The following is a 24,762-nucleotide window of genomic DNA, read 5'->3' on the forward strand; positions in this document are numbered from 1 at the left end:
AAAAAACCCCACTGATTAAAGTTTCACTTTATCCTTGTAATTCTTTTTTAATGTTCTCAGTTAATGTAGCCATACGTTTGCGACTTTCTTCACGCTCACGTTTGTTTTGCTCTTCAATTTGTTGTGTTTCTTGCATGCCTCTTGAAATAATGTTCCAAGTTTCCTCAAGCGTTTCCATCTTAATACTAGAAGAACCTGATAACCTCGCTACTTCCACACTTTGCGTCGCGATATTTTGTGCATTTTTCTTCAGTAATTCATTTGTACGGCGATCAAGTTCAGCCATAGAATCTGCAACAAGCTTTTGACGCTTCGCATTTACTGCTTGAATGATACCATTTTTAAAGATAGGAATCGTCGTAATAAATGCTGTATTGATTTTACCAATTAATTTATTATTACCACGTTGAATCATACGAATTTGTGGTGCTGTCAGTAACGCGACCATACGTGCTTTTTCTAAATCATCGATACGTTGTTCTAAAATTTCAACAGAGTTTTTAAGCGACTCTAATTCAATACCTGCTAATTGATCATTATTACGTACACGCTCTTCATACATCGGAACTAACTCTGTATTTAAACGCTCTAATAACATTTCTCCTGCTACTACGTATTTTTCTAAGTCTAAATAATATTTTAAGTTTTGCTCATATAAACCATCTAACGTACCAATTGATTTTTTCATTTCATCTTGATACTTCGTAATTTCCACATACACCTTATCAATTTCACGGCCCATCGTTTGATACTTGCTAAAGATTTGTTCAATCATTTTATCCGCTTTTTTGAACATACGTGAGAAGAAACCACTTTTCTCTTCCGCAAAGTCTTTGCTATCGAATCGGTCCATAATTTTACCAAGTTGTTTTAATAATTCACCCGAATCTTCTATTTTTGATAATGACATTGTATGTAAAATTTGATCAGCGAAACGTGAAATTTCCATAGAAGGTTCTTTTCCAAGTTCGATTAATTCTAATTGATCTTTAATATCTACCGCATTATAAATACGTTGTACATCTGCATCTTGTCTAAGCTGCAAGCGAACATCTTGTGCTGTTTGCTCATTTAATTCTGTTTTCGAATCTAGTACGACTGGGTTATTCATATGGTATTCTCCCTTTCCTTATAAAAATGGACGAAATAGTCCTTTTATTGTTTGTGATAAATTTTTATAGGCTGATGAACCATGAAACTCAAGATCGAAATTAACTTCTTCAAGCCAATGTGAATCAAATGCCTCCGCTTCAATATACGGTTCAATGTCGTTTCTTCCTGTTGGATTGAAGTGGAATACATCTACTCCTATTTGATTTAAAAATAGTAATAAAACAGCATCAGAACGAGTTAATTCTCCACTCTTCTCATTATTAAATATAACAATTTTCGGTACATCTTGTGAATAATCAAATTTCTCAAGCTGTTCTAAAATATTTGGTGGTATTTGAGAAAGTTGCGCGAAAACATATAGTGCCACATCTTGTTTCGTTTCTTTTGCAATTGGTTTACACATTTCACTTTCACACGTATGGATGATTGCCTCTGCAATACCATGTTGTAATCCTTCTGGCAATCGTTTATGCGGCCACCAATGACTGTTCATAATTAAATCTGGATGCAATTTTCCCCCGCGGTCTAATGCATCTCGATAATGGTATTGGAAATTTGCTTTCTGTTCTTTCGTAAACGGAAATGCATTAATTAATAAACTATTATCAAATGATGTAACAGCCTTTAATCGTTGAAAATATTCTTTATCATTTTTTGAAACACCTGATATTTTCGCAAATAAAGAAGGAATATAAATGTGTTTATTTTCAACAAAGAATGTCGGGCGTACGAACGCCTTTTCCTTCGTAATTAAAAAGAGTTCATCGTATGTTGTTTTTAATGTACGAGCTACAGGCGTATAGGAACGAAATTGCCACGGCTTGTACAGCAGTGAATTATCGTGGTGAAGTACTTGTTCAATTTCTTTTGAAGCTTGATACGCTACTGTTGCAACACGCTCGCGGCGGCGATCTGGAAATGGCTCAAGAGAAATGCGACTTAGATGAGACACAATAAAACTTCTTCCTTCCTCATCAACATTCTCAAATCCATCTTTTCCTTCTGGGTGATAATAAAGTACATCGCAGCCGAGCATAATAAGAAAGTATAAGAAATATATACGGCTTTCCTGTGCATCACCGTACCAAACGATACGCGGCATTTGTTTCTTATAGTTAATCGTAGAGAACCACTTCGCTACATAATTTTCGCTTAATTTAATTATGTCGATTAAGAAACGACGGAAGCCTTCTGTCTTTAAAGATTGATTATGTTGTTTCTCATATAATTTCAATACTGAAATAAACGTCGTATGTATATAATGCTGTAAATCAGGATTGTCTACTTTTGGCAAAAGTTGTTTCCCAGATAAGTGCGCCACTAGCCTATTTACTGTTAGACCATTTGGTGCTTCTTGATGTAATCCGAACACTTCTTGAATATGACGAAGTTTTTCCGAATCGATCACTTTGTTTAAATTTTGTTCGTGTAAAACTTCGATTCCTTTCGCTTCACTATAATCAAATAATTCATTAAAATATTCATCTACATCATTAGGAACGCCAAGGATTCGACATGCTATATAACTAAATTTCATCTCATTCTCTGTCAGCTCATATTGTGGACGTTTTTCTAAAAGTGTTTCAAATTGCTTTAAATCTGATTCATCTTTTAATGCATATGGTTGAAGTGTAAAACGTGAAAACACAACAGTTCACCTCCAAAAACATTTACGTTTTTTCTAAGTCTTTCTTCTATTATAAACTATTTTTGGTTATAAAAAATGGGCGCTCGTAAAACGAGCAAACCCATTTCAATTATTTATTGTCTTCTTTAGTAGCTGCAACTTCTTCTTTAGCTTGTCCAGAATTCTTCATGTAGTGAAGTATAAATGTTGCTCCAAATGCTACAACTAAAATAATGAAGAACACTGTATGGCTTATTTCAATATGAATAACAGACAGTAACATTTTTGCTGCGATAATTAAGATTAAAATATATGCTGTCGTTTCAAGTTCTGGAATACGCTCTAACAATTTTAAGAATACACCAGCGATACCACGCATCATTAAAATACCAAGCATTCCACCTAATAATAGAATCCAAACTTCATTTGATACACCAAATGCAGCAAGTACGCTATCTACAGAGAATGCGATATCCATTAATTCAACCATCGCAACTGTTCCCCAGAAGACACCAAACATTCTGAAGAGAATACTGTTTTGGTTCATACCATGAGCTTCCTCTTCTTCTGCATTACCTTTTCGTTTATCAATAAAGTATTTAACTGAAAGCCATGCTAAGTAAAGTGCACCTAACACTTTTACCCACGCTAATTTAATTAAGAACATTCCAATTCCAATTGCGATAAATCGAAATACATAAGCTCCAATAAGTCCATAGAATAATGCTTTTTTACGTTTTTCTTCCGGAAGGTGTTTTACCATTACCGCTAATACAAGTGCGTTATCAGCAGATAACAATCCTTCAAGTACAACAAGTGTACCTATTAATCCCCAAGATACTGGATCCTGCAACACTTTAATCCACATGTCCAAGTCGAAAAACTGAGCATACGTATCAAGGATTCCTTGCAAAATACTCATCTTACCTATATCCCCTATTCTTTGCTAGATTTATAGAAAGGTCAAAAAAAGGAAACGAATATCGTTTCCCTTCTATGCATCCAAGCCATACGCTCTTACAAGAGCACCTAAACCACCTTGGAATCCACTTCCTACTGCATTAAACTTCCACTGTCCATTATGACGGTATAATTCACAAAAGACAACTGCTGTTTCAATGGAGAAATCTTCGCCTAAATCAAAACGAAGAACTTCTTCATTCGTTTCTTCATTCGCTAAACGAACGAACGCATTTCCTACTTGTCCAAAGTTTTGACTACGGCCTTCTGCATCATAAATTGTAACTGTAATAGCAATTTTGTGCACATCTGCTGGAACTTTCTTTAAGTCCACAACAAGTTGCTCATCGTCGCCTTCACCTTCACCTGTACGGTTATCACCTGTATGTAGAACGGATCCGCAAGGAGACTGTAAATTGTTATAGAAAATAAAATCAGTTTCCTTCGTACATTTTCCGTTCGCATCTAATAGGAATGCTGATGCATCTAAATCGAAATCTGATCCACCGTCGTAAGATTTAATATCCCAGCCAAGACCAATTACCGCTTTTGTTAAACCAGGACTTGTCTTACCTAAATCAATCTTTTGTCCTTTTTGTAACTGAATAGCCATTTATATTCACCTCTATATTTTAATCTTAAAGAATGTATCCATCCGCAAATATATATTTACGGATGGATATATAACTCTATTACTCTACGTCTAAACCAAAGTTATTACATAGAGACGCTAATCCACCTTGGAATCCACTTCCGATTGCATTGAACTTCCATTCACCTGCATGACGGTATAATTCACCTACTACAACCGCTGTTTCAATAGAGAAATCTTCTCCTAAATCGTAACGAATTAACTCTGCATTCTTTTCTTCATCTAAAATACGTACGAAAGAGTTAGAAACTTGTCCAAAGTTTTGGCTGCGTCCTTCTCCATCGTAAATTGTGATTGTGAAGCAAATACGTTCGATATGTGCAGGTACATTTTTCAAATCTACTTTGATAGATTCATCATCGCCTTCACCTTCGCCAGTTCGGTTATCTCCTAGATGCTCTACAGCACCATTTGCGCCTTTTGGATTATTATAGAAAACGAAATCCTCTGCACCTGAAACTTTACCGTTCGCACCTACTAAGAAAATACTAACATCTAAATCAAAATCAGCTTGTCCATCATAACGATTTGTATCCCAACCAAGTCCTACAAGAACTTTTGAAAGACCTGGATTCGTTTTTGTTAAGTCTACCTTTTGTCCTTTTTTCAATGAAATTGATGCCATACACAATTCCTCCTCGGTTTATTTTATTGATAACGTGATACAATCTCACTTAAGTTTTTATCTTGTGTGCCTTCTCCAACAGCTGAAAACTTCCATTCACTTCCGTGGCGATACATTTCACCTGCAATTAGAGTCGTTTTGCCAGCATAATTATCAGATAAATTATAGCGTGCGAATTCTTCACCAGTTTGCGGGTTTTGAATACGAATATATGCATTACGAATCATCCCGAAATCTTGACGACGATTTACACAGTCATAAATATTTACAACGAATACTAAACGATTAATACGGCTTGGAACTTTATGTAATTCTACGAAAATTGTTTCGTCATCACCAGCGCCTTCACCTGTTAAATTATCTCCTGAATGAATAATACTACCACAAGTAGAAAGCTTGTTTCCGAAGTAAACTAAATCGTTTTTATTTAAAAAACGATCCCCTTCTAACATAACAACAGATGCATCACAATCTACATTTGGTTTACTTCCAAATAATGAAGACAGAAATCCACCTGATTGCCCAATTGGATCCCAGCCTAAGCCAACCTGTAGTTTTGCTACTTTTGGTTGTCCTTTCGTTAAATCGATCTTTTGACCTTTTTCTAAAATAATAGGCATGCAGTTTCTCCCTTTCTACAAAGCATTTTCCAAATCGGAAAATATTGTATTCTTCCCTTATATTGTAGCATTATTTACCTAGTGATAAAAAGGATAAATTCTCAGTTATATGAAAACATTCATATAATTTACTTATGATGATGTAAGAAGTGGTAAATAGCACCAACCATTCCTGCACAATTACCGTTTTGCGCAAGTTCAATCTCACAATTACTATAAATCTCTTTATTTAAGTATTTACTAACCTCTTCTTTTACTTCTTTTAAAAACTCATTTCCTCTAGCTGTAATTCCTCCACCAATAATAATTGTTTCTGGATTAAAAATATAAGCAAGATTACTAATTCCAATCGCTAAATGTTTAAAGAACACCTCAACTACTTGCGTAACTTCCCTATCTCCTTTATCATACAGTTCGAAAATCGTTTTCCCATTCCAATCACCTTCTCCTTTATATTTTCGGACAAGATGAATTAACCCTGAAACGGAAGCGACCTCTTCAAACGCTTTTCCTTCTATTAACATATTTCCCCACTCACCAGCACTAAACGAATGCCCTCTATATAACTCTCCATCTATAAAAATCGCTCCTCCAATACCAGTTCCAAGGGTGAGCATAATAAAGTTTCCTTTCTCTCTTCCACTACCATTCCACTTTTCTCCAAACGCTGCACAATTCACATCATTATCAATGGATACAGGAACTTTTAATACATCTTGCAATCTATTCATAATAGGAATCATACTATAGCCCGGAATATGATCCACACCTCCCGTCACAATCCCTTTATTAACGTCAACAATTCCTGCCGTACTAATACCAATTCCCCAAACCTTATGTTCCCCCATTAATTTTTTTGATAAAAGAATGAGTTTTTGAATGATTTGTTCTCCGCCCAAATGAATTTCTGTTGGAACTGTTTTATGCTTTAGTACTGTTCCTATTTCTGAAACAATTCCATATTTAATGTGTGTACCACCAATATCAAATGCAATATACTCTTTCATCTGCTGTCACTTCCTCTACTGTAATGGGTGTGAAATTCCCACTACTCTACTACTATAAAGAATTTACACTAACTCTTTTCTCTCTTGAGAAATACACCACCTTTTTCTATATATAGTTTTTTTTGCATAAAACTCTTTTTCCTATGAAATATTACAAAGGGATGTATTTTAGATGGAATATTAATTTTTCAGGAGGAAATCAATGACGAAAATTTTTATTTTAGCATCAACTCTTTCTTTATCTTTTTTTAGTGGTTTAAATATCGGTAATACAGCAACAGAAAACTTCTCTCCAATAACAAACGCGATTGTACAAAATAACGATCATCTCGCAGAAGGTAACTCAAAAGATAATAATAAACCACCTGGAAACGGTGGTTCTCAGGACGATAGTGGTTCTGGTGGCAATGGTTCTGACGGTAACGGCTCTGATGGCAGTGGTTCCGGCGGCAATGGTTCTGGCGGTAACGGCTCGGGTGGCAACGGTTCTGATGGCAATGGTTCTGGCGGCAATGGTTCCGGCGGTAGCGGCTCGGGTGGCAACGGTTCTGATGGCAATGGCTCTGATGGCAGTGGTTCTGGCGGCAATGGCTCGGGTGGCAACGGTTCTGGCGGTAGCGGTTCTAGTGGTAACGGCGCTGGTAGCAATGGTTCTGGTGGTAACGGTTCTGGTGGCAATGGCTCTGATGGCAGTGGTTCTGGCGGCAATGGCTCGGGTGGCAATGGCTCGGGTGGCAGTGGCTCTGGTGGCAACGGTTCTGGCGGCAACGGTTCTGATGGCAATGGCTCTGGTGGCAACGGTTCTGGCGGCAACGGTTCTGATGGCAATGGCTCTGGTGGCAACGGTTCTGGCGGCAATAGCTCTGGTGGTAATGGCTCTGACGGCAACGGTTCTGATGGCAGTGGCTCTGGTGGCAACGGTTCTGGCGGCAGTGGCTCTCAAGGCGGAAATCGTGTTAAAGGCGATAGCAGTTCTCAAGGAGGCAGTGGCTCTCAAGGCGGAAACCGCGTTAAAGGCGATAGCAGTTCTCAAGGAGAAACTGACTCTCAAGGTGGTAACGTAAAAGATAACGCGAAAAAACAAGGCGATAAGTTACCGAATACTGCAACACATTATCCTGCATCTATTTTAATGGGATTTTCAACATTCCTAATTGGTATGTTACTATTCATTCGCCGTAAAAACGCAAAATAAAAACATATCCTTCCATCTTAAAAATACATGAAACAAATTGTAAAACTAAAAAGGACTTTGGATTGCATTTTATTATGCAGCCTAAAGTCCTTTTCATCCTTCCTATCCAAAAGAGCATTAATACGCTTTTCCCCAATACACCATTTGTTTCGCTTCTTTACCACAACAAATACATTCGTCAGCTAAATGCTCTTGCTCAAAAGGCATACAGCGAGAAGATACTCCGACTTCTTCTTTTAATTTCTCTTCACAAGCTAGTTCCCCGCACCACATTGCCTTAATAAATCCTTGCTTTTCATCAGCTACTTTTTTCATCTCTTCAAACTTCGTCACACTATACGTATTTTCATCACGAAATACTTTTGCTTTATTAAATAAAGAGTTATGAATTTCCTCAAGTAGTGCTGGAATGCGTTCTTCTAATTGATCCATTGATATAAACTCTTTTTCTTTCGTATCTCTTCTTACGAGTACAACTTGATTCTTTTCAATATCTTTAGGACCAACTTCTAATCGAATTGGAATACCTTTCATTTCATACTCATTAAATTTCCAACCTGGTGTTTTATTACTAGCATCTATTTTTACTCGTGCAACCTTTTGAATATGTCCTTGTAACTCTATCGCTTTCGCCAAAACTCCTTCTTTATGCTGCGCAATCGGTACAATAACAACTTGCACTGGTGCGACTTTAGGAGGCATTACAAGCCCATTATTATCACTATGAACCATAATCAGTCCACCTATCATTCTCGTTGATACGCCCCAAGATGTTTGGTGTACATATTGCCACTTACCGGTACGATCTAAAAATTTAATATCAAATGCTTCAGAGAAATTCGTTCCAAAGTTATGGGATGTTCCTGTTTGAAGTGCTTTCCCATCATGCATTAAGCTTTCAATCGTATAAGTTGCCTTTGCACCCGCAAATTTTTCTTTTTCTGTTTTTTGTCCTTTAATTACTGGTATCGCTAAATAGTCTTCACAGAAAGAAGCATATAGATTTAAAATATTTAACGTTTCAGCTTGAGATTCTTCTGCTGTTTCATGAATTGTATGTCCCTCTTGCCATAAGAATTCCGTTGTGCGAAGAAATGGCCTCGTTGTCTTTTCCCAACGAACTACTGAACACCACTGATTATATAACTTTGGCAAATCATTATAGGATTGCACAATTTTTGAAAAGTGCTCACAGAATAAAGTTTCAGATGTAGGGCGTATACAAAGTCTTTCTGCTAATTTTTCATCCCCCCCATGTGTCACCCATGCTACTTCAGGAGCAAATCCTTCTACATGATCCTTCTCTTTTTGTAATAAGCTCTCTGGGATAAACATTGGCATATACACATTTTCATGACCAGTTGCTTTTAACTTCTCATCCATAACTTTCTGCATATTTTCCCATAAGGCATAGCCGTACGGACGTAGAATCATACATCCTTTTACACTTGAATAATCAACAAGTTCTGCTTTTTTTACAATATCTGTGTACCACTGTGCAAAGTCCTCTTCCATCTTCGTAATCGCTTGTACTTGTTCTTTTGCCATAGTCAGTTTTCCTCCTTCTAGAAAATACAAAAAAGCCCGCGTCCCTAAATAGGGACCGAGCTTTGCCGGCGTTACCACCCTGATTCATGCACAAAAATTGCGCATGCTCTCTTTTTGATAACGGGAAATTCCCGCTGCATATGCAGAACGCAAAGGTAGGTTCCATGTTGTCTTTTTAAGAATCTTTCAGCCTGACGGATTCTCTCTCTGCTAAAAAGGTTGAACATATACTAGTCCTTTTTCATCGTTATAACAAAATAAATTTGTTGAATATCATAATATAAATTTCACTTCAAAACAAGAGTGAATTTTCTTATTTTTATATATTCTTTTCATTTTTTACAGTTTTATACGTAGCTTTTTCGTGATATTTTTAAAAGTTGATGTGCAATCATACCAATAAGTGTACCAAGTAGGACGAAGAAACCAATAAACCCATACCCCATTCCTTCCCATCCACCAATAACCATCATTGTAACAGGAAAGGATGCTAAACAAAGAAGTATTAAACTAAGTGCAAATATAATATCGAACTGCTTGTCTGGAAACCGTTTCTTTAGTAAATACGAAATAGCAAATACAAGGATAATCGTGATTCCGCCAATGATGTAAAATATACCAAATCCATCTAACCAGTCCATACTATTCCCTCCTTCCATAGATTCCCTTATACTTATTATATGTTCAACTTTTCTGAAAATAAATAATAAATTTTATTTAAAAACATATTTTTATTACTAGGTATTAATAGTAGTATATAGTAATAGGTTTTATATAATTAGGAGGATTACTTTATGGATAAAGCATTAACGAATCGTGTCATCATTTTATCATTTGACTGTTTATCAGCTTTAGATTTTCCTATACTACAAAAATTACCTCACTTCCAATCTCTAATCAAAAAGGGCACGGTTGTCGAAAAAGTAGAACCAATTTATCCTTCTGTAACATACCCAAGTCACTCAACAATCGTAACTGGTAATTACCCTAATAAACATGGTGTTGTTAACAATACGTTACTTCAACCTGGACGTGAATCACCCGATTGGCATTGGTACCGAAAATCAATACAAGGAACAACGTTATATGATGAAGCACATAAAGCAAATTTAACGACAGCTGCCCTTCTATGGCCTGTTACCGGCAGAGCAAATATTGATTACAATTTACCAGAAATCTTTCCAAATAGACCGTGGCAAAATCAAGTTTTAGTTTCATTATTTAGCGGTAGCCCGCTATATCAATTAGATTTAAATCGTCGTTTCGGTCATATACGAAATGGACTGTCACAACCTGAACTTGATGATTTCGTACTTGCTTCTGCTGTGCATACAATCCAGACGAAAAAGCCTAATGTCATGTTTGTACATTTCACCGATTTAGACACCCAAAGACACTATCACGGCTTTGAATCAAAAGAAACAATAGCCGCAATTCATAGACATGATGAGCGACTAGGGAAAATTATTCAAGCTTTAAAAGACAGTGGACTATACGAAGAGAGCACCATTATCGCTCTTGGTGATCATAGCGCTTTAAGTGAAAACAAAGCCATTCAATTAAATGTATTATTTCATCAAAAAGGGCTTATCTCTATAAATTCAAAAGGAAAATTAGTAGACTGGAATGCTTATTGCCAAAGTTGCGATGGGTCCGCCTATGTATATGTGAAAGACAAAAACGATACCGATACAATTCGAGAAGTACAACTACTCCTTGAAGAACTGCTTCAAAATAAACAAAACGGTATTGAATTTATACTTCATGATGAGGATGCGAAGGAATGCGGTGCAGATGGCAATTGTTTATTTATGTTAGAAGCACGAGAAGGGTATTATTTTACTGAAAACTATACAGGAGATTTTATAAAAGAAATTACTGAAAAAGATGTTACGCCTAGTAAAAAATATACATTTGGTACGCATGGATACTCTCCAACAAAACCTAACTATGAAACAATTTTTATAGCTGCCGGGAAAGGAATAAAAAGCGGCATTACCATACCGTATATGAGACTTATTGATGAAGGCCCAACTATCGCTAGACTACTCGGTTTACACTTAGGTGAAACAGACGGATCAATTGTAGAGGATTTACTCCAATTGTAAAGAACTGTGTATATATGTAAAAGTTATGTAAAAATCATCACTGTTTCTCTTTTTATAATTTTTATTTTTGTACACTGTTAGTAGAACAAATTTAAGGGGGAACATTATATGAAAAAAATGTCCAGACAAGAAAAAAGCTGGATATTATACGATTGGGCGAACTCCGTATATTCGCTCGTCATTACAACTGCATTATTTCCAATTTACTTTAAAGCAGCTGCAAAAGAAGCTGGACTATCTGGGGCAACTTCAACAGCATATTGGGGATATGCAAACTCGTTCGCAACACTTTTAATTTCTATACTTGCTCCTATTCTCGGCACAGTTGCTGATTATAAAGGATTTAAAAAACGATTTTTCACATTCTTCTTTGGACTCGGTATCGTATTTACAAGTATGCTAGCAGTCGTCCCAACATCTCAGTGGTACTTATTACTAGGATGCTATATGCTCGCATTAGTCGGTTTTGCTGGAGCAAATATTTTTTATGATGCATTTTTAGTAGATGTCACTTCTGAAGATAGAATGGATCGAATTTCTACGAGAGGTTTCGCCTCAGGCTATATTGGGAGTACTATTCCATTTATCGGTTGTATCGCTCTTATCATTCTTGCTCAAAAAGGAACTATCCCTTTATCAGTCGGCATTGCTAGTCAAATTTCATTTGCGATCACAGCTCTTTGGTGGGGATTATTTACAATTCCAATGCTAAAAAACGTAGAACAAACGCACTATATTGAACGTCACCCAAGACCAATTACAATGAGCTTCAAACGCCTTGCTGATACTTTTAAAAATATTAAAGAATATAAAACGGTCTTTATGTTCTTAATTGCTTACTTTTTCTATATTGATGGGGTCGATACAATTATTACTATGTCCACCGCTTACGGAACAGACCTCGGTATTAGTGCGACAAATCTATTAATCATATTATTCGTCACACAAATTGTAGCTTGTCCATTCGCTTTATTGTACGGAAAACTATCGGAGACATTTACCGGTAAAAAAATGCTATATGTCGGTATTATTATTTACATCATTATCTGCATATATGCTTATTTCTTAAAAACGACACTCGATTTCTGGATTTTAGCAATGCTAGTTGCTACTTCTCAGGGCGGGATTCAAGCACTTAGTCGTTCCTATTTTGCAAAACTAGTACCTAAAGAATCGGCAAATGAATTCTTCGGATTTTATAACATATTTGGCAAGTTTGCCGCGATTATGGGTCCAATATTAGTCGGTGTTACAACGCAATTAACCGGAAAAACAAACGCTGGTGTCCTTAGCATTATTGTACTATTCCTTATCGGGGGATTCTTACTAACTAGAGTTCCAGAAAATCATACATCCGTTACACCACCTAATCCAAAGACTAAAACACTATAAGAAAAAGATCCTCTTCACATAAGAAGAGGATCTTTTCTATACTTTTATTAATAACGTCCCACAATGAAAGACGCTACATCTTATACAAAAATAGTTTATCAACAGTTGTTCCTAATACTTCCGCTAAACGAAAAGCTAATGCTAAGCTTGGATCATATTTATTATTCTCAATTGCATTTATCGTTTGTCTTGAAACTTTACATTTATCAGCTAATGCACCTTGTGAAATATTATTTTCAGTGCGTAATTCATAAATTTGATTTTTCACATCTTTTCTCCTAACATGTAAAATCGTTTTTACAACATTAGTATATAATCGGTACATTTCATTGTCAAAAGACTACCACAAAAAAGGGAGCAGTTTTGCTCCCTTACAATAGTTATTTCGAGGCTAACGAACTTGTTAGTTCCTCTTTATTCGCGACATCTTCTTTATTTATTTGCATGCGTAGAACTGGTCCTATAGCAAATAAAATAAGTGCCATCGCTATACAAAATACAGTAACTAGTGAGGTCATCTCCTTCAATCCTCCAGCTAGTGAAGTTCCGATTAACATTGCCCCCATAAACAGCGGTAAAATTGTTCCATTTACTCTCCCGACCATATTTTCTGGTACAAGTTGAATCATAAGCGTACCGACAACGATATTAACACAAGCTAAACAAATACCTGTTCCAAATCTCATGAAACTAGTAATCCAAAATGATGTAGATATCCCTTCTACTAAAAATGACATCGCTAATATGCTCATACCGAATATAAACATCTTTTTCGGATTCACTTTTGAAGCGAAAACTGCAGCAACAATACCACCGATTAACATACCTATCCCATCAGCTGCGGCTAAATATTGAACTGCTTCCTTTTCCATTCCAAGCCGTTCTATTACAAGAAACACTTCTAATGGATTCGTTAGTCCAACAGCTAAGCCTATAATGGTGAAAGTAATCGTAATCATACGTAAATTTTTTGTATGAAGAACGTATTTCCACCCTTCTTTTATATCATTTTTTAATGAATCCCTCGCCACTTGCTCTTTTTCAACCCATTTTGGTAAGAACGAAAGGGCGATAGCAGATAACAAAAATAAAATGATTAAACTATATAGTGACGTAAATAAACCAAGTTGTGTATACACAAGCGATCCTACCACTGGTCCAAAAATCAGAAATAATGACTGTAATGTTTGGTTAAATGCAATCGCATTTGCTATCTGTTCTTCTTTCACGTAGCGCTTAAATATACGCGAAGATGATGGCTGAGAGAACTGACCTACAATTGCGGAAATGAGTGTTGCAAAAAATATAGCCTGCCAATAATCCAGCTTTAACAACAAGACAATACCTATAATAGATAGTACACTTAACACATCTCCAGCGACCATTGTTCTTTTCGGATTCCAGCGATCAGCTAGCGCACCACCGATAAACGAGAAAATAAAAATAGGTGCATATTCCATAACCGATAACAATGAAACGGAAACTGGATCATTATTCGTTCGCTCCATTATGAAATATAGAAGGGCCATATTTCTGATCCAAATTGCAAATTGTTGTAAAATATCAGACGCCATAACGAGCATAAATGCTCGGTTTTTAAATAAAGCGTTCATTTTCATTCCCCTTTCATAAACCGACCGTTCGGTCTAATTTATTTTATAGAAAAGCAACTGACTTATTATTCAGCTGCCATTCCTTTTAACAATACATCTATTGCCTTTTTATAAATACGTTGTAGCTCTTTATAATCTAACTCATAATAAAGTACTCCAAGCCCTGATAATAATCCATTCACAATATACATAAGATCACGTGTATTATCTTCACGAAACTCTCCAGACTGTATGCCTGCTTCAATTAGTTTCTCAAACATAACATACGATTCTCTAGTTAAAGCTAATAGTTCATCCAAAATCTCTTTACTTACAACTTGGCTCATAGAGAATTCCTCTATTGCATTTGAAATTGGTTGCTGTATGTCCTCGACATGATATTGCGCGAGACCATATAGTTTTTCAGTATTCGTACTATACAACTTCTCTTTTTCATTCCATTTTTCAAGCCAATCATACGTATGCTGCTTTACTACAAATAAAAATAATTCTTCTTTACTTTTAAAGTGATAATAAATGCTTCCTTTACTTCGCTCTGTAATTTCACAAATCTCTTCCATAGATGTAGCTGCATAGCCCTTCTGTGAAAACAAACTTTCTGCTTTATATGCAATTTCTTTCTTTATCTCTTCTGCACTTCTTCTCATATTCACACCTCTTTAAACCGACCGTTCAGTCTAATAATAACAAATCAAAAACCTCTATCGCAAGAGGCTATATTCCTTATTTAAGAAAACGTACTTTCAAACCATGTTCGAATCATATGTATGATTCCAATTTTAAATCCTAATTTAACAAGAAATACGCCTCCCGCAGCTAATAAAAATAACATTACTTTCCCCTTGTTTTTCACTTTCGGTTCCCTTTTCATTTCTATTCCCCTTAGTACGTTAAAAATATTAATCAAACGTTTGTTTAACTGTTTTTATGCATATGTAAGCCAACTAATCAAACGTTTGTTTTAAAAAGAAATACGCCTATATAAGGCGCATTTTCATCAATCACCGCCACCTCCGCCACCATCGCAGCTGCCTCCGCTATCTCCACCAGAAGACCCTCCACAATCATGTGAAACTCCATGCGAGCTATCATTATCAGATCCCGCAAAGAAAAATAATGGTGATGAGTTGTTAGATGAGTTATGAATGTTATTTTGTTTTGTAAGATTTACCTTCTTTTTGTTTGATCGAACTGCTGTTAAGATTGTTACAACTACAACAAATAATAGTATGAAAATAATAAATTCCATATAAAAACCTCCCTTAATCTTCGAATAATTGAATAGTTCTCTCTAGATTTTCAAGTGAAATAAAGCGCGATTCACGAAGGATCTCTTTTCCATTATAAAATAATAAAACTGTTGGCCCTGTAAATACTGCATATCGCCCTGCAATTTCTTGCATGTCTTGTAGTAATATTTCTACTTTCTCTACGTAATCATAATTCTCTAATAGACCATTTACTTTTCTTAGCATAACATCACAGACACCACAATTTTCCGTTTTAATAAAGAGCAGTACTAATTGTTGTTCTTCAACATATGTTGCTAATTCTTCTATCGTTTCAAATGTATTCATCTTATCCCTCTTAGCGTAATTTACGAAATACCTTATCTTGGTACATACGAAAAGCTGAACTATCTTTCATTTTCCTCTTTTCCATTACCTGCTGAAAACGCAGCGTTTTTGTTGTTAACTCTTCTTGTAATTTTTTTCTCTCCGCTTCATCATAACAGCACGCAATTAAGTCTTCTATTTTTAATATATCTTTTTGTAGTTCCATTTCTGGTGGAATCATGCCCGCATTTTTTAAAATTTTATAACTCATTCTCAGTTCTGGAGGTACCGTTGAAAGGTCTTCTAATTGTAGTGGTTTTCCTTTTCCCGGAATATGATCAAGGTCTCCATTCCGTATTGCTTGTCGAATTTTTTCTTCAGCAATGTTCAAAAAGACATCCACATTACTCCCTCCCTTACATATTTTTACTATTATTTTACATGAAATTTCATTATCTTGCTACGCTATTACAAATTGACCTCATACAATTTTTTCTCAAATTTAACTCCAAGAAGCCCTTTCCTCTCTAATCGATATTTTATTTTCATGTGTAATCTGTATTAGAGCCATTTCATATTGAGAAAGTCTTTTCGAATTCAATAAAGCGTTTACACCAAATCTTACATTTGCTACGATTTAATCAGCTTCAGCTCCTTGTATAGACTTCGTGATGTCTGATCATTTTCATCTAGATTCATTTTGATTTATTGGCGCATGCCTTTAAATATATCTTTTATTTTGAAAGGAGAAATGGCTATGAAATCAAAAAAATTCACACTGCTATTACTATCCCTACTACTCTTCTTACCTCTTTTTCTCACAAACTTTATTACTCCCAATGTCGCATTAGCAGATTCACAAAAGCAAAGTCAAAAAATTGTTGGGTATTTTCCTTCATGGGGCATTTACGGACGTAATTATCAAGTTGCAGATATTGATGCATCAAAGCTAACTCATTTAAACTATGCTTTCGCTGATATTTGCTGGAATGGAAAACATGGAAACCCTTCTACTCACCCCGATAATCCAAATAAACAAACGTGGAACTGTAAAGAATCTGGTGTACCACTGCAAAATAAAGAGGTCCCTAATGGTACTCTCGTACTCGGTGAGCCATGGGCTGATGTCACAAAATCTTATCCTGGCTCAGGTACAACTTGGGAAGATTGTGATAAATACGCACGCTGCGGAAATTTCGGCGAACTGAAACGATTAAAAGCTAAGTATCCTCACCTAAAAACAATTATTTCCGTTGGTGGCTGGACTTGGTCTAACCGCTTTTCTGACATGGCCGCTGATGAAAAAACAAGAAAAGTATTCGCTGATTCTACAGTCGATTTCCTACGCGAATATGGATTTGACGGCGTTGATTTAGATTGGGAATATCCAGGCGTAGAAACGATTCCTGGTGGTAGTTATCGCCCTGAAGATAAGCAAAACTTCACCCTACTCCTTCAAGATGTTCGAAATGCATTAACGAAAGCTGGTGCAGAAGATGGTAAACAATATTTACTAACAATTGCATCAGGTGCAAGCCAACGTTATGCTGATCATACAGAGCTAAAGAAAATCTCCCAAATACTGGATTGGATTAATATTATGACATATGATTTCCACGGTGGATGGGAAGCTACTTCTAATCATAATGCAGCTCTATACAAAGATCCAAATGACCCAGCAGCGGATACGAATTTTTACGTAGATGGTGCGATAGACATTTATACAAATGAAGGGGTTCCAGCAGATAAACTCGTATTAGGTGTACCATTTTACGGACGCGGGTGGAAAAGTTGTGGAAAAGAAAATAACGGACAATACCAACCTTGTAAACCAGGTAGTGATGGAAAGCTCGCTTCTAAAGGAACTTGGGATGATTATTCTACCGGTGACACAGGTGTGTACGATTATGGTGATTTAGCAGCTAATTATGTTAATAAAAATGGTTTTGTTCGCTATTGGAACGATGTAGCAAAAGTACCTTATTTATATAATGCGACTACGGGCACGTTTATTAGCTATGATGACAACGAATCTATGAAATATAAAACAGACTATATAAAGACAAAAGGTTTAAGTGGTGCAATGTTTTGGGAGCTTAGTGGTGACTGTCGCACAAGTCCAAAATATAGTTGTAGTGGACCAAAATTACTTGATACGTTAGTAAAAGAATTACTAGGTGGACCTATTACTCAAAAAGATATTGAGCCACCAACAAACGTAAAAAATATTGCTGTAACAAATAAAAATTCAAACTCAGTTCAATTAAACTGGACGGCATCTACTGATAACGTAGGAGTTACGGAATATGAAATTACTGCTGGAGAAGAGAAGTGGAGTACAACAACAAATAGCATTGCAATTAAAAACTTAAAACCTAATACAGAATACACATTTTCAATACTAGCAAAAGATGCTGCTGGGAATAAATCACAGCCTACTTCTATTATTGTAAAAACAGATGATGCTAACACAACACCTCCTGGTGGAAATAGCAATGCTACCTTTTCAGTCACTTCAAATTGGGGAAGTGGTTACAACTTCTCGATTGTAATTAAAAATAGTGGAACGACCTCTATTAAAAACTGGAAATTAGAATTTGATTATAACGGCAATTTAACACAAGTTTGGGATTCTAAAATTAGTAGTAAAATAAATAATCATTACGTAATTACGAATGCAGGATGGAATGGTGAAATTCCTCCTGGTGGATCGATTACAATCGGAGGAGCAGGAACAGGCACTCCTGCTGAACTTGTAAATCCATCCATTAGCGAAAACTAAACGTAACTTCCAATAATTATTTCACTAAAGTTTGAATTTAGGTTTGATTCCTCTCTCCTAAATTCAAACTTTTAATTTTATGAAAAATCACAAATCAACATTATAATAACCTATTATAACTATATTTAGTTTACAATATGAAGTTCGTGTGAAGTTCACCTGAATTTTACATGAATTTCCTTTAAGCTCTATTGTCTTCCTATACTAATCACATTATCCTTTACATATAGGAATTATTTTCATTCCATTTCAAACTATCTATATATACATAAAGAAGGATAGTCGCCTATTAGGGAAAGGCATCTAGTATTATTATAAATATAAACATAACAAAAGAAAAAGCACGCTTATAAGCGCACCATAAGAGTGCTTCTTCATACAATTCTCATGTAAGAGTTCTCGAAAATCATGTTAATCACAAAGAAAAGGCATTAGCTTATACAAGCTAATGCCTTTTCTTTATTCATATTGTTCAGCGTTCCATTCTTCTATATTCCACACTTTTGTTATCCATGCTTCATAAAAAGAAGGCTCATGTGATACAAGTAAAACGGTTCCTTTATATCGTTGTAGCGCTTCCTGCAACGCCTTCTTTGTTTCTAGATCCAAATGATTAGTTGGTTCATCTAAAATTAAAACATTACTTTTCTTTACGATAAGTTCACATAAACGTACTTTCGTTTGTTCTCCTCCGCTTAATAAACGAATAGGTTTTAATACATGTTCTTCTTGCAATCCACACTTTGCTAATGCTTGGCGCACTTCTTTCTTTGTCATATCTGGTCGTTCTGCCCAAACTTTCTCTAAGGGTGTTGTTTCTGAAGCAAACTCTTCCTGGGCAAAATACGCAGGATTTACTCGTTCTCCAACAGAAATTGAACCGCTTAGCGGCTTAATTTGACCTAATAATGTTTTTAACATCGTCGTTTTTCCAATTCCATTATGACCAATAATCGCTATCTTTTCTCCTTTTTTCACTTGTAAATTCAACTCTGGACATAAAGGATCACTATAACCTATCCTTAGTTTCTCAGCTTGCAATATACGACTCACCGGCTCCTCATAAACATTGAAATCAAAACGGGATCGAGTTACAGAATGAATCTTTTCAATCCTTTGCATTTTCTCTAATACTTTCTCTCGACTTTTAGCCTGTTTCGCTTTTCGAATTTTATTTTTTTGAATAAATATTTCTAACTGAGAGATTTCTTTTTGTTGTTTCGCATACGCCGATTGTAATTGTTTCTTTTGCAATTGGTAACTTTGCACAAACTTTTCATAGTTTCCTACGTATCGCTGCACTTTTCCTCCTTCTAGATGAAAAATAACATTTGTAATACTGTTCAAAAATAGTTCATCATGCGAAATGATTACATAAGCTTTTTCATACAGTCTCAAATACGATTGCAGCCATTCTATATGAGCTGTATCTAAATAGTTTGTTGGCTCATCTAACAATAAAACATCAGCTTTTTCTAAAAGGAGCTTCCCAAGTAATAACTTTGTTCGCTGCCCTCCACTTAACTTTGAAACATCCTTTTTAAGCCCTATTTCAAATAATCCTAAACCGATTGCTACTTCTTCAACTTCTGTATGAATGTGATAGAAATTAGAGCTTTCCAATATAGTTTGTAATTCTCCATACTTTACTAACAGTTTTTCTACTTCTCCTGCTCCATTCATTTCTTCAGCAATTTTTAACATTTCGTATTCAATCGCATACAAATCAGCAAATGCACTTTGCAAGTATCCCTCAATTGTCATCCCTTCTTGTAAATCCATATGCTGCTGCAAGAAACCTACCTTCACATGCGGAAACCATTCAATGTTCCCATCATCATGTATAAGTTCTCCTGTTAAAATCCTTAGCAATGTTGATTTTCCAATTCCATTTTGCCCTACTACCCCAACATGCTCGCCCTTCAATATTCGAAAACATGCATTATATAAAATGGTTTTCTCACCATACGAATGACTTAAATTTTCTACCGTTAATATACTCATTATTTTCTCTCCTTTACTTATGATTCATAAGCTAAATAGAGAGAGCAACAGTATAAAGCCTTATTTAATTGTGCATATAAAAAATGGGTAAGGTGAATACACCTTACCCATTACATATTATCGTAAGAAAGGATTAAGGTTCTTTACCTGCTGTCTTCAATTTAGCTTAATCGATAAAAATGGGCAGACTTCTCCCATATCAAGCTAAAACCATTTGAAGAACAGTTGATAAAGTCATTTTATCCTTTCACTCCTTTAACATTTGTTATATTAAGAGTATAAACTACTCTTTTATATTCTATTCTCTATTGTTCTTTTTGTTCCTTCTCCGTTTTATCGTTCTCTGCATAAATTTCTTTATACATCTTTTCTAATGCATATGGACTTGTAAAGATAATTGTTAACGATTTCCACATATAAATTCTTCTTTGTAATTCTATCCCATACTCTTTACTCACTATATTTTTCACTTCTGGGATATGATCTTCAGTTTGAAATTGTTGCACAGACTTCAATTCATTCGTTTTAAAATCTGTTAAAAATCCTATTACACTTCGCCCATGTTCCTGTGACCTTTCTTCTAAATCAAACTGAATCGAATGAACGAAACCTAAAACGTGAAAGATTTGAGCATGCAACCCGACAGCAGCACGCTTTTCCATTAAGTTGTAGCACTCTCGTTTTAACTCTTCTACCATTTCTAAAGAATTTCTATTAACTTTCCTTTTGCCAACAAACATAATTTTTACAATATGAGCGACTGCTCCCATACTTTTTAATACACTCTCTAGAATTTCTACCGCATCTTCCACATAACCATTTGTAATTATAGAATGAATAAATTCATCTAATAATGCTTGAAACTTTTTAACTAAATGTAAATCACATAATTCTGGTACACCTTTTCTCAATTGATCCCGGCCTTGAACCCACTTTAAAACTTCTATCATTTCTTCTTCTTTTAATTCATGATGTTCCATACCATACTTCATTAATAAAATATAATTTTTTAATAAGGACTTTCCTTCTTCAAGATTATCAGCTGTTAACGAATCAACTATTTGCTCTATAGATTTCATCTTTCTCCCCCTAAAAAAAAGCCTCTTAACAGTAATTATACCAAAAACTGTTAAAAGACTTTTTCTATTTTTTCATATAAGGAGCTAATACTCTCAAAATTTCTTCCTTATCCTTCTTTAACTCAAGTGATGTTAACATATCCATCGTTCTCGGTCTAGGTAATTTCACTTGTACCTCGCCAACTATTGATGCTGGTCTTTGAGATAAAATAAATACGCGATCCGAAAGCAAGATTGCCTCATCTAAGTCGTGTGTAACCATAACGATTGTTTGCTTCTCTTGGTGCCAAGAGTTTAAAAGCCAGCTATGTACTTCCATTTTTGTAAAAGCATCTAACTTACCAAAAGGCTCATCAAGTAGCATAATTGGCTTTTCACATAAATATGTGCGCAGAAAACTAATTCTTTGACGCATCCCTCCAGACAATTCATCTGGATAATGGTCTGCATATTCATCTAGTTCAAACTGCTTTAATGCTTCCATTCCTTCTGTCAGCCTTTGTTTTTTCGGCTTCCCTTCAATTTCTAACGGAAGAACGATATTTTGTAAAGCTGATCGCCACGGTAGTAATAAATCCTGTTGCGGCATATAACTTACAACATCTTGCTCTTGAATTTGCTTATCGTTATACGTTACACTTCCACTTGTTGGATTTTCAATATTTGCGATCATATTTAATAGTGTGCTTTTCCCACAACCACTCGGTCCTACAAAGGAAACGAACTCTCCCTCTCGTATAGAAGCACTAATATTTGCTAATACATTCTTGCCATCGAAAGATTTCACAATATCTTTTATTTGTAATCCACTCATTTTTCACTTGGAAGGAACTCATTTGTAAAGGCATCTTTCACATCAATTTTCTTCTTAATAACTTTGTTATCATATAAGAAATTCATGTAATTCGTCCAAACTTCTTCCTTCTGTACTCCCCACGCTTTTGCATCATCTTGATACTTCGTACTTAGCCATTTTTGACTTTCTTGTACTAAATCTTTATTTACATCTGGAACAGCTTTAATTAAAATATCGGCAGCTTCTTTCGGTTCTTTAATTGCAAAATTATAACCCTCTGCCGTTGCACTCATAAACTTTTTCACAAAGTCTTTATCTTGCTTCGTATGTTTTTCACTCGTAATCATAACAGGACTATAGAAATCAAGTGCTGGATCTAAGTCTTTCACCATAATCGTATTTAACTCTTTTCCTTGGCGCTTCGCTTCAATTCCATCCCATCCGTAATAAATCCATTCAAAGTCTGCATCACGACCAATTGATTTAAAGAAATCTGTTTGTCCTAAAATGATTTTTTCAACTTTATTAAAATCGGCTTGGTGCTTATCCATAATTGTCTTTAATGTCGCTTCTTCCGCTGGTCCTCCCCAGCCACCGTAACGTTTCCCTTCAAAATCTTTCGGTGACGTCATATTATCTTTCTTAAGCGATGCAAAAGCTGAAGTGTTATGCTGAATAATCGCACCTACAGATACAACAGGAATACCTTCCACACGAGCCAACGTTACATTTTCTTGTGCGCTTATTGCGAAGTCAGCTTTTCCTGAAGCTATCATTTGCTCCGCCGTCACATTATCACCAGGCTGAATAATTTCTACATCTAATCCTTGTTTTTCATAATAATCTTTCGCTTGTGCTACATATAAGCCAGTATGATTCGTATTCGGAAACCAATCTAATACGACTTTTACTTTTTGATCTTTACTTGCACTTTCTTCTTTCTTCGCCGGATTACATCCAGCTACACCTACTGCTAATAAGGCAGCCAACATAACTTTTAAACCTTTTTTCATTTTCTGCCGTCCTTTCTATATATCCATGGTGCTGTTATTCTTGCCATAAACTCCACGATAAAATACAGACATAATGTCACCATTACAATAATTGCTGCAACACCAAATACTCGGGCTGTTAAAAAGGATTTCGTAGCCCTTGTAAGCATAACTCCTAATCCTTCACTGGCACCGAGCCATTCTCCAATAATCGCTCCCATTACGCTATATGTAACTGCAATTTTTAAACCGGAGAAAAAGTATGGAAGCACTGCTGGAAACTTTACTTTCTGGTAAACTTGCCATTTCGTTGCCTTCATCGTTTGCAACAACTTCAACATATTTTTATCTACCGTTTGAAAACCTTCTAAAATGCTAAGCGCAATCGGGAAGAAACAAACGAGTATGACTACCATTACTTTCGGTAGCATTCCATATCCAAACCAAATAATAAATAACGGTGCAAGTACAACGATTGGAATCGTTTGCGAAATAACAAGCAACGGATTTATTAAAATACGAAATAAAGGGATAACGTCCATAAGAATTGCAATGCTTGTCCCAATTAAAATCGCAAAGAACAGTCCAATTATAACCTCTTGCAGCGTCTGCATCGTATTCGGTAATAGTAAATCTTTCATTCCAATTAATTCTTGAACAATGGCAGAAGGCTTCGGTAAAATCCACGGTTCAATTTTAAATAATGAAACAGATCCTTCCCATATCGCAATGAGAAGGATAAGCCAAATTGCTGTAATTATTTTAGATTGCTTCTGGTTTTGCATATTCATCACGGTACTTCCAAACTTTTTCATCTATCGTTACACCAGTGCTTGGACGATAATGGATTTTAATAGAAGTAATCACTTCTTCTGCTCCAGCGTCCACACAAGCTTGTTGTGCACGTTTAATGATATCAAGAAGTACATCTAATTCTCCTTCCAGCGTCGTTTCCATTGCCCCTACTTCATAACGAACTCCCGATTGTTGTACAACCTCAATCGCTTTATCAACAACAGAATACACATCTTTGTTCTTTGCTTGTGGTACTACTGAAAACGAAATTGTAACTTGTTGTGACATAATAAAATCC

The 24,762-nt window shown here is 35.6% G+C and carries 26 protein-coding genes and 1 other annotated feature; of the genes, 4 read left to right on the forward strand and 22 right to left on the reverse strand.

Annotated features, from left to right (window positions below):
* Positions 1 to 28: 28 nt before the first annotated feature.
* The 7 genes from ACTFSI_RS16730 to ACTFSI_RS16760 form a co-directional block, all read right to left on the reverse strand.
* Entirely contained in the window at positions 29 to 1,111 is a 1,083-nt protein-coding gene (locus tag ACTFSI_RS16730; protein ID WP_001064413.1) for a toxic anion resistance protein, read from the reverse strand.
* 18 nt (positions 1,112 to 1,129) lie between these two features.
* Complete coding sequence (locus ACTFSI_RS16735) at positions 1,130 to 2,761, reverse strand: YceG family protein (RefSeq protein WP_440045509.1); 1,632 nt, start codon at positions 2,759 to 2,761, stop codon at positions 1,130 to 1,132.
* Positions 2,762 to 2,870: 109 nt separating this feature from the next.
* Positions 2,871 to 3,662, reverse strand: a complete 792-nt coding sequence (locus ACTFSI_RS16740) for a TerC family protein (RefSeq protein WP_000025694.1) — start codon at positions 3,660 to 3,662, stop codon at positions 2,871 to 2,873.
* Positions 3,663 to 3,734: 72 nt separating this feature from the next.
* Positions 3,735 to 4,313 (reverse strand): TerD family protein, encoded by a 579-nt coding sequence (locus ACTFSI_RS16745; RefSeq protein ID WP_001007533.1) that lies wholly within the window; start codon positions 4,311 to 4,313, stop codon positions 3,735 to 3,737.
* A gap of 79 nt (positions 4,314 to 4,392) precedes the next feature.
* Complete coding sequence (locus ACTFSI_RS16750; RefSeq protein WP_000146723.1) at positions 4,393 to 4,977, reverse strand: TerD family protein; 585 nt, start codon at positions 4,975 to 4,977, stop codon at positions 4,393 to 4,395.
* Between the two features lie 23 nt (positions 4,978 to 5,000).
* Complete coding sequence (locus ACTFSI_RS16755; protein WP_001121583.1) at positions 5,001 to 5,597, reverse strand: TerD family protein; 597 nt, start codon at positions 5,595 to 5,597, stop codon at positions 5,001 to 5,003.
* 128 nt (positions 5,598 to 5,725) lie between these two features.
* Complete coding sequence (locus ACTFSI_RS16760; RefSeq protein WP_070805151.1) at positions 5,726 to 6,604, reverse strand: ROK family protein; 879 nt, start codon at positions 6,602 to 6,604, stop codon at positions 5,726 to 5,728.
* A gap of 202 nt (positions 6,605 to 6,806) precedes the next feature.
* Between ACTFSI_RS16760 and ACTFSI_RS16765 the strand changes: the two genes are divergently transcribed.
* Positions 6,807 to 7,799, forward strand: a complete 993-nt coding sequence (locus tag ACTFSI_RS16765) for an LPXTG cell wall anchor domain-containing protein (protein WP_440045510.1) — start codon at positions 6,807 to 6,809, stop codon at positions 7,797 to 7,799.
* A 117-nt stretch (positions 7,800 to 7,916) separates the two neighbouring features.
* Here ACTFSI_RS16765 and proS read toward each other — a convergent pair whose 3' ends face one another.
* Positions 7,917 to 9,347, reverse strand: a complete 1,431-nt coding sequence (proS, locus tag ACTFSI_RS16770; protein ID WP_001040954.1) for a proline--tRNA ligase — start codon at positions 9,345 to 9,347, stop codon at positions 7,917 to 7,919.
* Between the two features lie 47 nt (positions 9,348 to 9,394).
* Positions 9,395 to 9,601, reverse strand: a binding site (T-box leader).
* 93 nt (positions 9,602 to 9,694) lie between these two features.
* Positions 9,695 to 9,988: a YesK-like family protein gene (locus ACTFSI_RS16775; RefSeq protein ID WP_000383851.1), complete on the reverse strand. Its 294-nt coding sequence runs from the start codon at positions 9,986 to 9,988 to the stop codon at positions 9,695 to 9,697.
* Positions 9,989 to 10,141: 153 nt separating this feature from the next.
* Between ACTFSI_RS16775 and ACTFSI_RS16780 the strand changes: the two genes are divergently transcribed.
* The gene (locus ACTFSI_RS16780; protein ID WP_270363600.1) at positions 10,142 to 11,455 is read left to right on the forward strand and encodes an alkaline phosphatase family protein; all 1,314 of its coding nucleotides are present in this window, start codon (positions 10,142 to 10,144) and stop codon (positions 11,453 to 11,455) included.
* A 108-nt stretch (positions 11,456 to 11,563) separates the two neighbouring features.
* Positions 11,564 to 12,847: an MFS transporter gene (locus tag ACTFSI_RS16785; protein ID WP_440045511.1), complete on the forward strand. Its 1,284-nt coding sequence runs from the start codon at positions 11,564 to 11,566 to the stop codon at positions 12,845 to 12,847.
* 73 nt (positions 12,848 to 12,920) lie between these two features.
* Here ACTFSI_RS16785 and ACTFSI_RS16790 read toward each other — a convergent pair whose 3' ends face one another.
* The 7 genes from ACTFSI_RS16790 to ACTFSI_RS16820 form a co-directional block, all read right to left on the reverse strand.
* On the reverse strand, positions 12,921 to 13,172 hold the full coding sequence (locus ACTFSI_RS16790; protein ID WP_002078892.1) for a helix-turn-helix transcriptional regulator: 252 nt from the start codon (positions 13,170 to 13,172) through the stop codon (positions 12,921 to 12,923).
* A gap of 55 nt (positions 13,173 to 13,227) precedes the next feature.
* Entirely contained in the window at positions 13,228 to 14,460 is a 1,233-nt protein-coding gene (locus tag ACTFSI_RS16795; RefSeq protein WP_138322519.1) for an MFS transporter, read from the reverse strand.
* 65 nt (positions 14,461 to 14,525) lie between these two features.
* Positions 14,526 to 15,107, reverse strand: coding sequence for a TetR/AcrR family transcriptional regulator (locus ACTFSI_RS16800; RefSeq protein ID WP_440045512.1), 582 nt, complete (start codon positions 15,105 to 15,107; stop codon positions 14,526 to 14,528).
* Positions 15,108 to 15,187: 80 nt separating this feature from the next.
* A complete protein-coding gene (locus ACTFSI_RS16805) occupies positions 15,188 to 15,331 on the reverse strand; it encodes a hypothetical protein (RefSeq protein ID WP_000817976.1) in 144 nt (47 codons plus the stop codon).
* A gap of 126 nt (positions 15,332 to 15,457) precedes the next feature.
* On the reverse strand, positions 15,458 to 15,709 hold the full coding sequence (locus ACTFSI_RS16810) for a hypothetical protein (protein WP_070805149.1): 252 nt from the start codon (positions 15,707 to 15,709) through the stop codon (positions 15,458 to 15,460).
* Positions 15,710 to 15,722: 13 nt separating this feature from the next.
* Complete coding sequence (locus ACTFSI_RS16815; protein ID WP_001091219.1) at positions 15,723 to 16,037, reverse strand: thioredoxin family protein; 315 nt, start codon at positions 16,035 to 16,037, stop codon at positions 15,723 to 15,725.
* A 10-nt stretch (positions 16,038 to 16,047) separates the two neighbouring features.
* Entirely contained in the window at positions 16,048 to 16,419 is a 372-nt protein-coding gene (locus ACTFSI_RS16820) for a J-domain-containing protein (protein ID WP_000382360.1), read from the reverse strand.
* 354 nt (positions 16,420 to 16,773) lie between these two features.
* Between ACTFSI_RS16820 and ACTFSI_RS16825 the strand changes: the two genes are divergently transcribed.
* Positions 16,774 to 18,798 carry a glycosyl hydrolase family 18 protein gene (locus tag ACTFSI_RS16825; protein WP_138322520.1) on the forward strand — a complete coding sequence of 675 codons (2,025 nt, stop codon included), beginning with the start codon at positions 16,774 to 16,776 and terminating at the stop codon, positions 18,796 to 18,798.
* Between the two features lie 459 nt (positions 18,799 to 19,257).
* On the opposite strand, the gene ACTFSI_RS16830 is transcribed toward ACTFSI_RS16825, so the two are convergent.
* The 6 genes from ACTFSI_RS16830 to ACTFSI_RS16855 form a co-directional block, all read right to left on the reverse strand.
* On the reverse strand, positions 19,258 to 20,802 hold the full coding sequence (locus tag ACTFSI_RS16830; RefSeq protein ID WP_000025938.1) for an ABC-F family ATP-binding cassette domain-containing protein: 1,545 nt from the start codon (positions 20,800 to 20,802) through the stop codon (positions 19,258 to 19,260).
* Between the two features lie 305 nt (positions 20,803 to 21,107).
* Entirely contained in the window at positions 21,108 to 21,881 is a 774-nt protein-coding gene (locus ACTFSI_RS16835; RefSeq protein WP_000835397.1) for a hypothetical protein, read from the reverse strand.
* Positions 21,882 to 21,945: 64 nt separating this feature from the next.
* Positions 21,946 to 22,695, reverse strand: a complete 750-nt coding sequence (locus ACTFSI_RS16840; protein ID WP_138322521.1) for an ABC transporter ATP-binding protein — start codon at positions 22,693 to 22,695, stop codon at positions 21,946 to 21,948.
* The gene (locus ACTFSI_RS16845; RefSeq protein ID WP_074615471.1) at positions 22,692 to 23,690 is read right to left on the reverse strand and encodes an ABC transporter substrate-binding protein; all 999 of its coding nucleotides are present in this window, start codon (positions 23,688 to 23,690) and stop codon (positions 22,692 to 22,694) included. Before ACTFSI_RS16845 ends, ACTFSI_RS16840 begins: the two co-directional genes overlap by 4 nt.
* On the reverse strand, positions 23,687 to 24,460 hold the full coding sequence (locus ACTFSI_RS16850; RefSeq protein ID WP_001057149.1) for an ABC transporter permease: 774 nt from the start codon (positions 24,458 to 24,460) through the stop codon (positions 23,687 to 23,689). The genes ACTFSI_RS16845 and ACTFSI_RS16850 overlap by 4 nt, the downstream gene beginning before the upstream one ends.
* The gene (locus tag ACTFSI_RS16855) at positions 24,432 to 24,752 is read right to left on the reverse strand and encodes an MTH1187 family thiamine-binding protein (RefSeq protein WP_000082897.1); all 321 of its coding nucleotides are present in this window, start codon (positions 24,750 to 24,752) and stop codon (positions 24,432 to 24,434) included. Before ACTFSI_RS16855 ends, ACTFSI_RS16850 begins: the two co-directional genes overlap by 29 nt.
* Between the last annotated feature and the right edge of the window lie 10 nt (positions 24,753 to 24,762).

This window comes from Bacillus cereus group sp. MYBK101-2 (assembly GCF_051918845.1).
GTDB classification, from domain to species: domain Bacteria; phylum Bacillota; class Bacilli; order Bacillales; family Bacillaceae_G; genus Bacillus_A; species Bacillus_A paranthracis.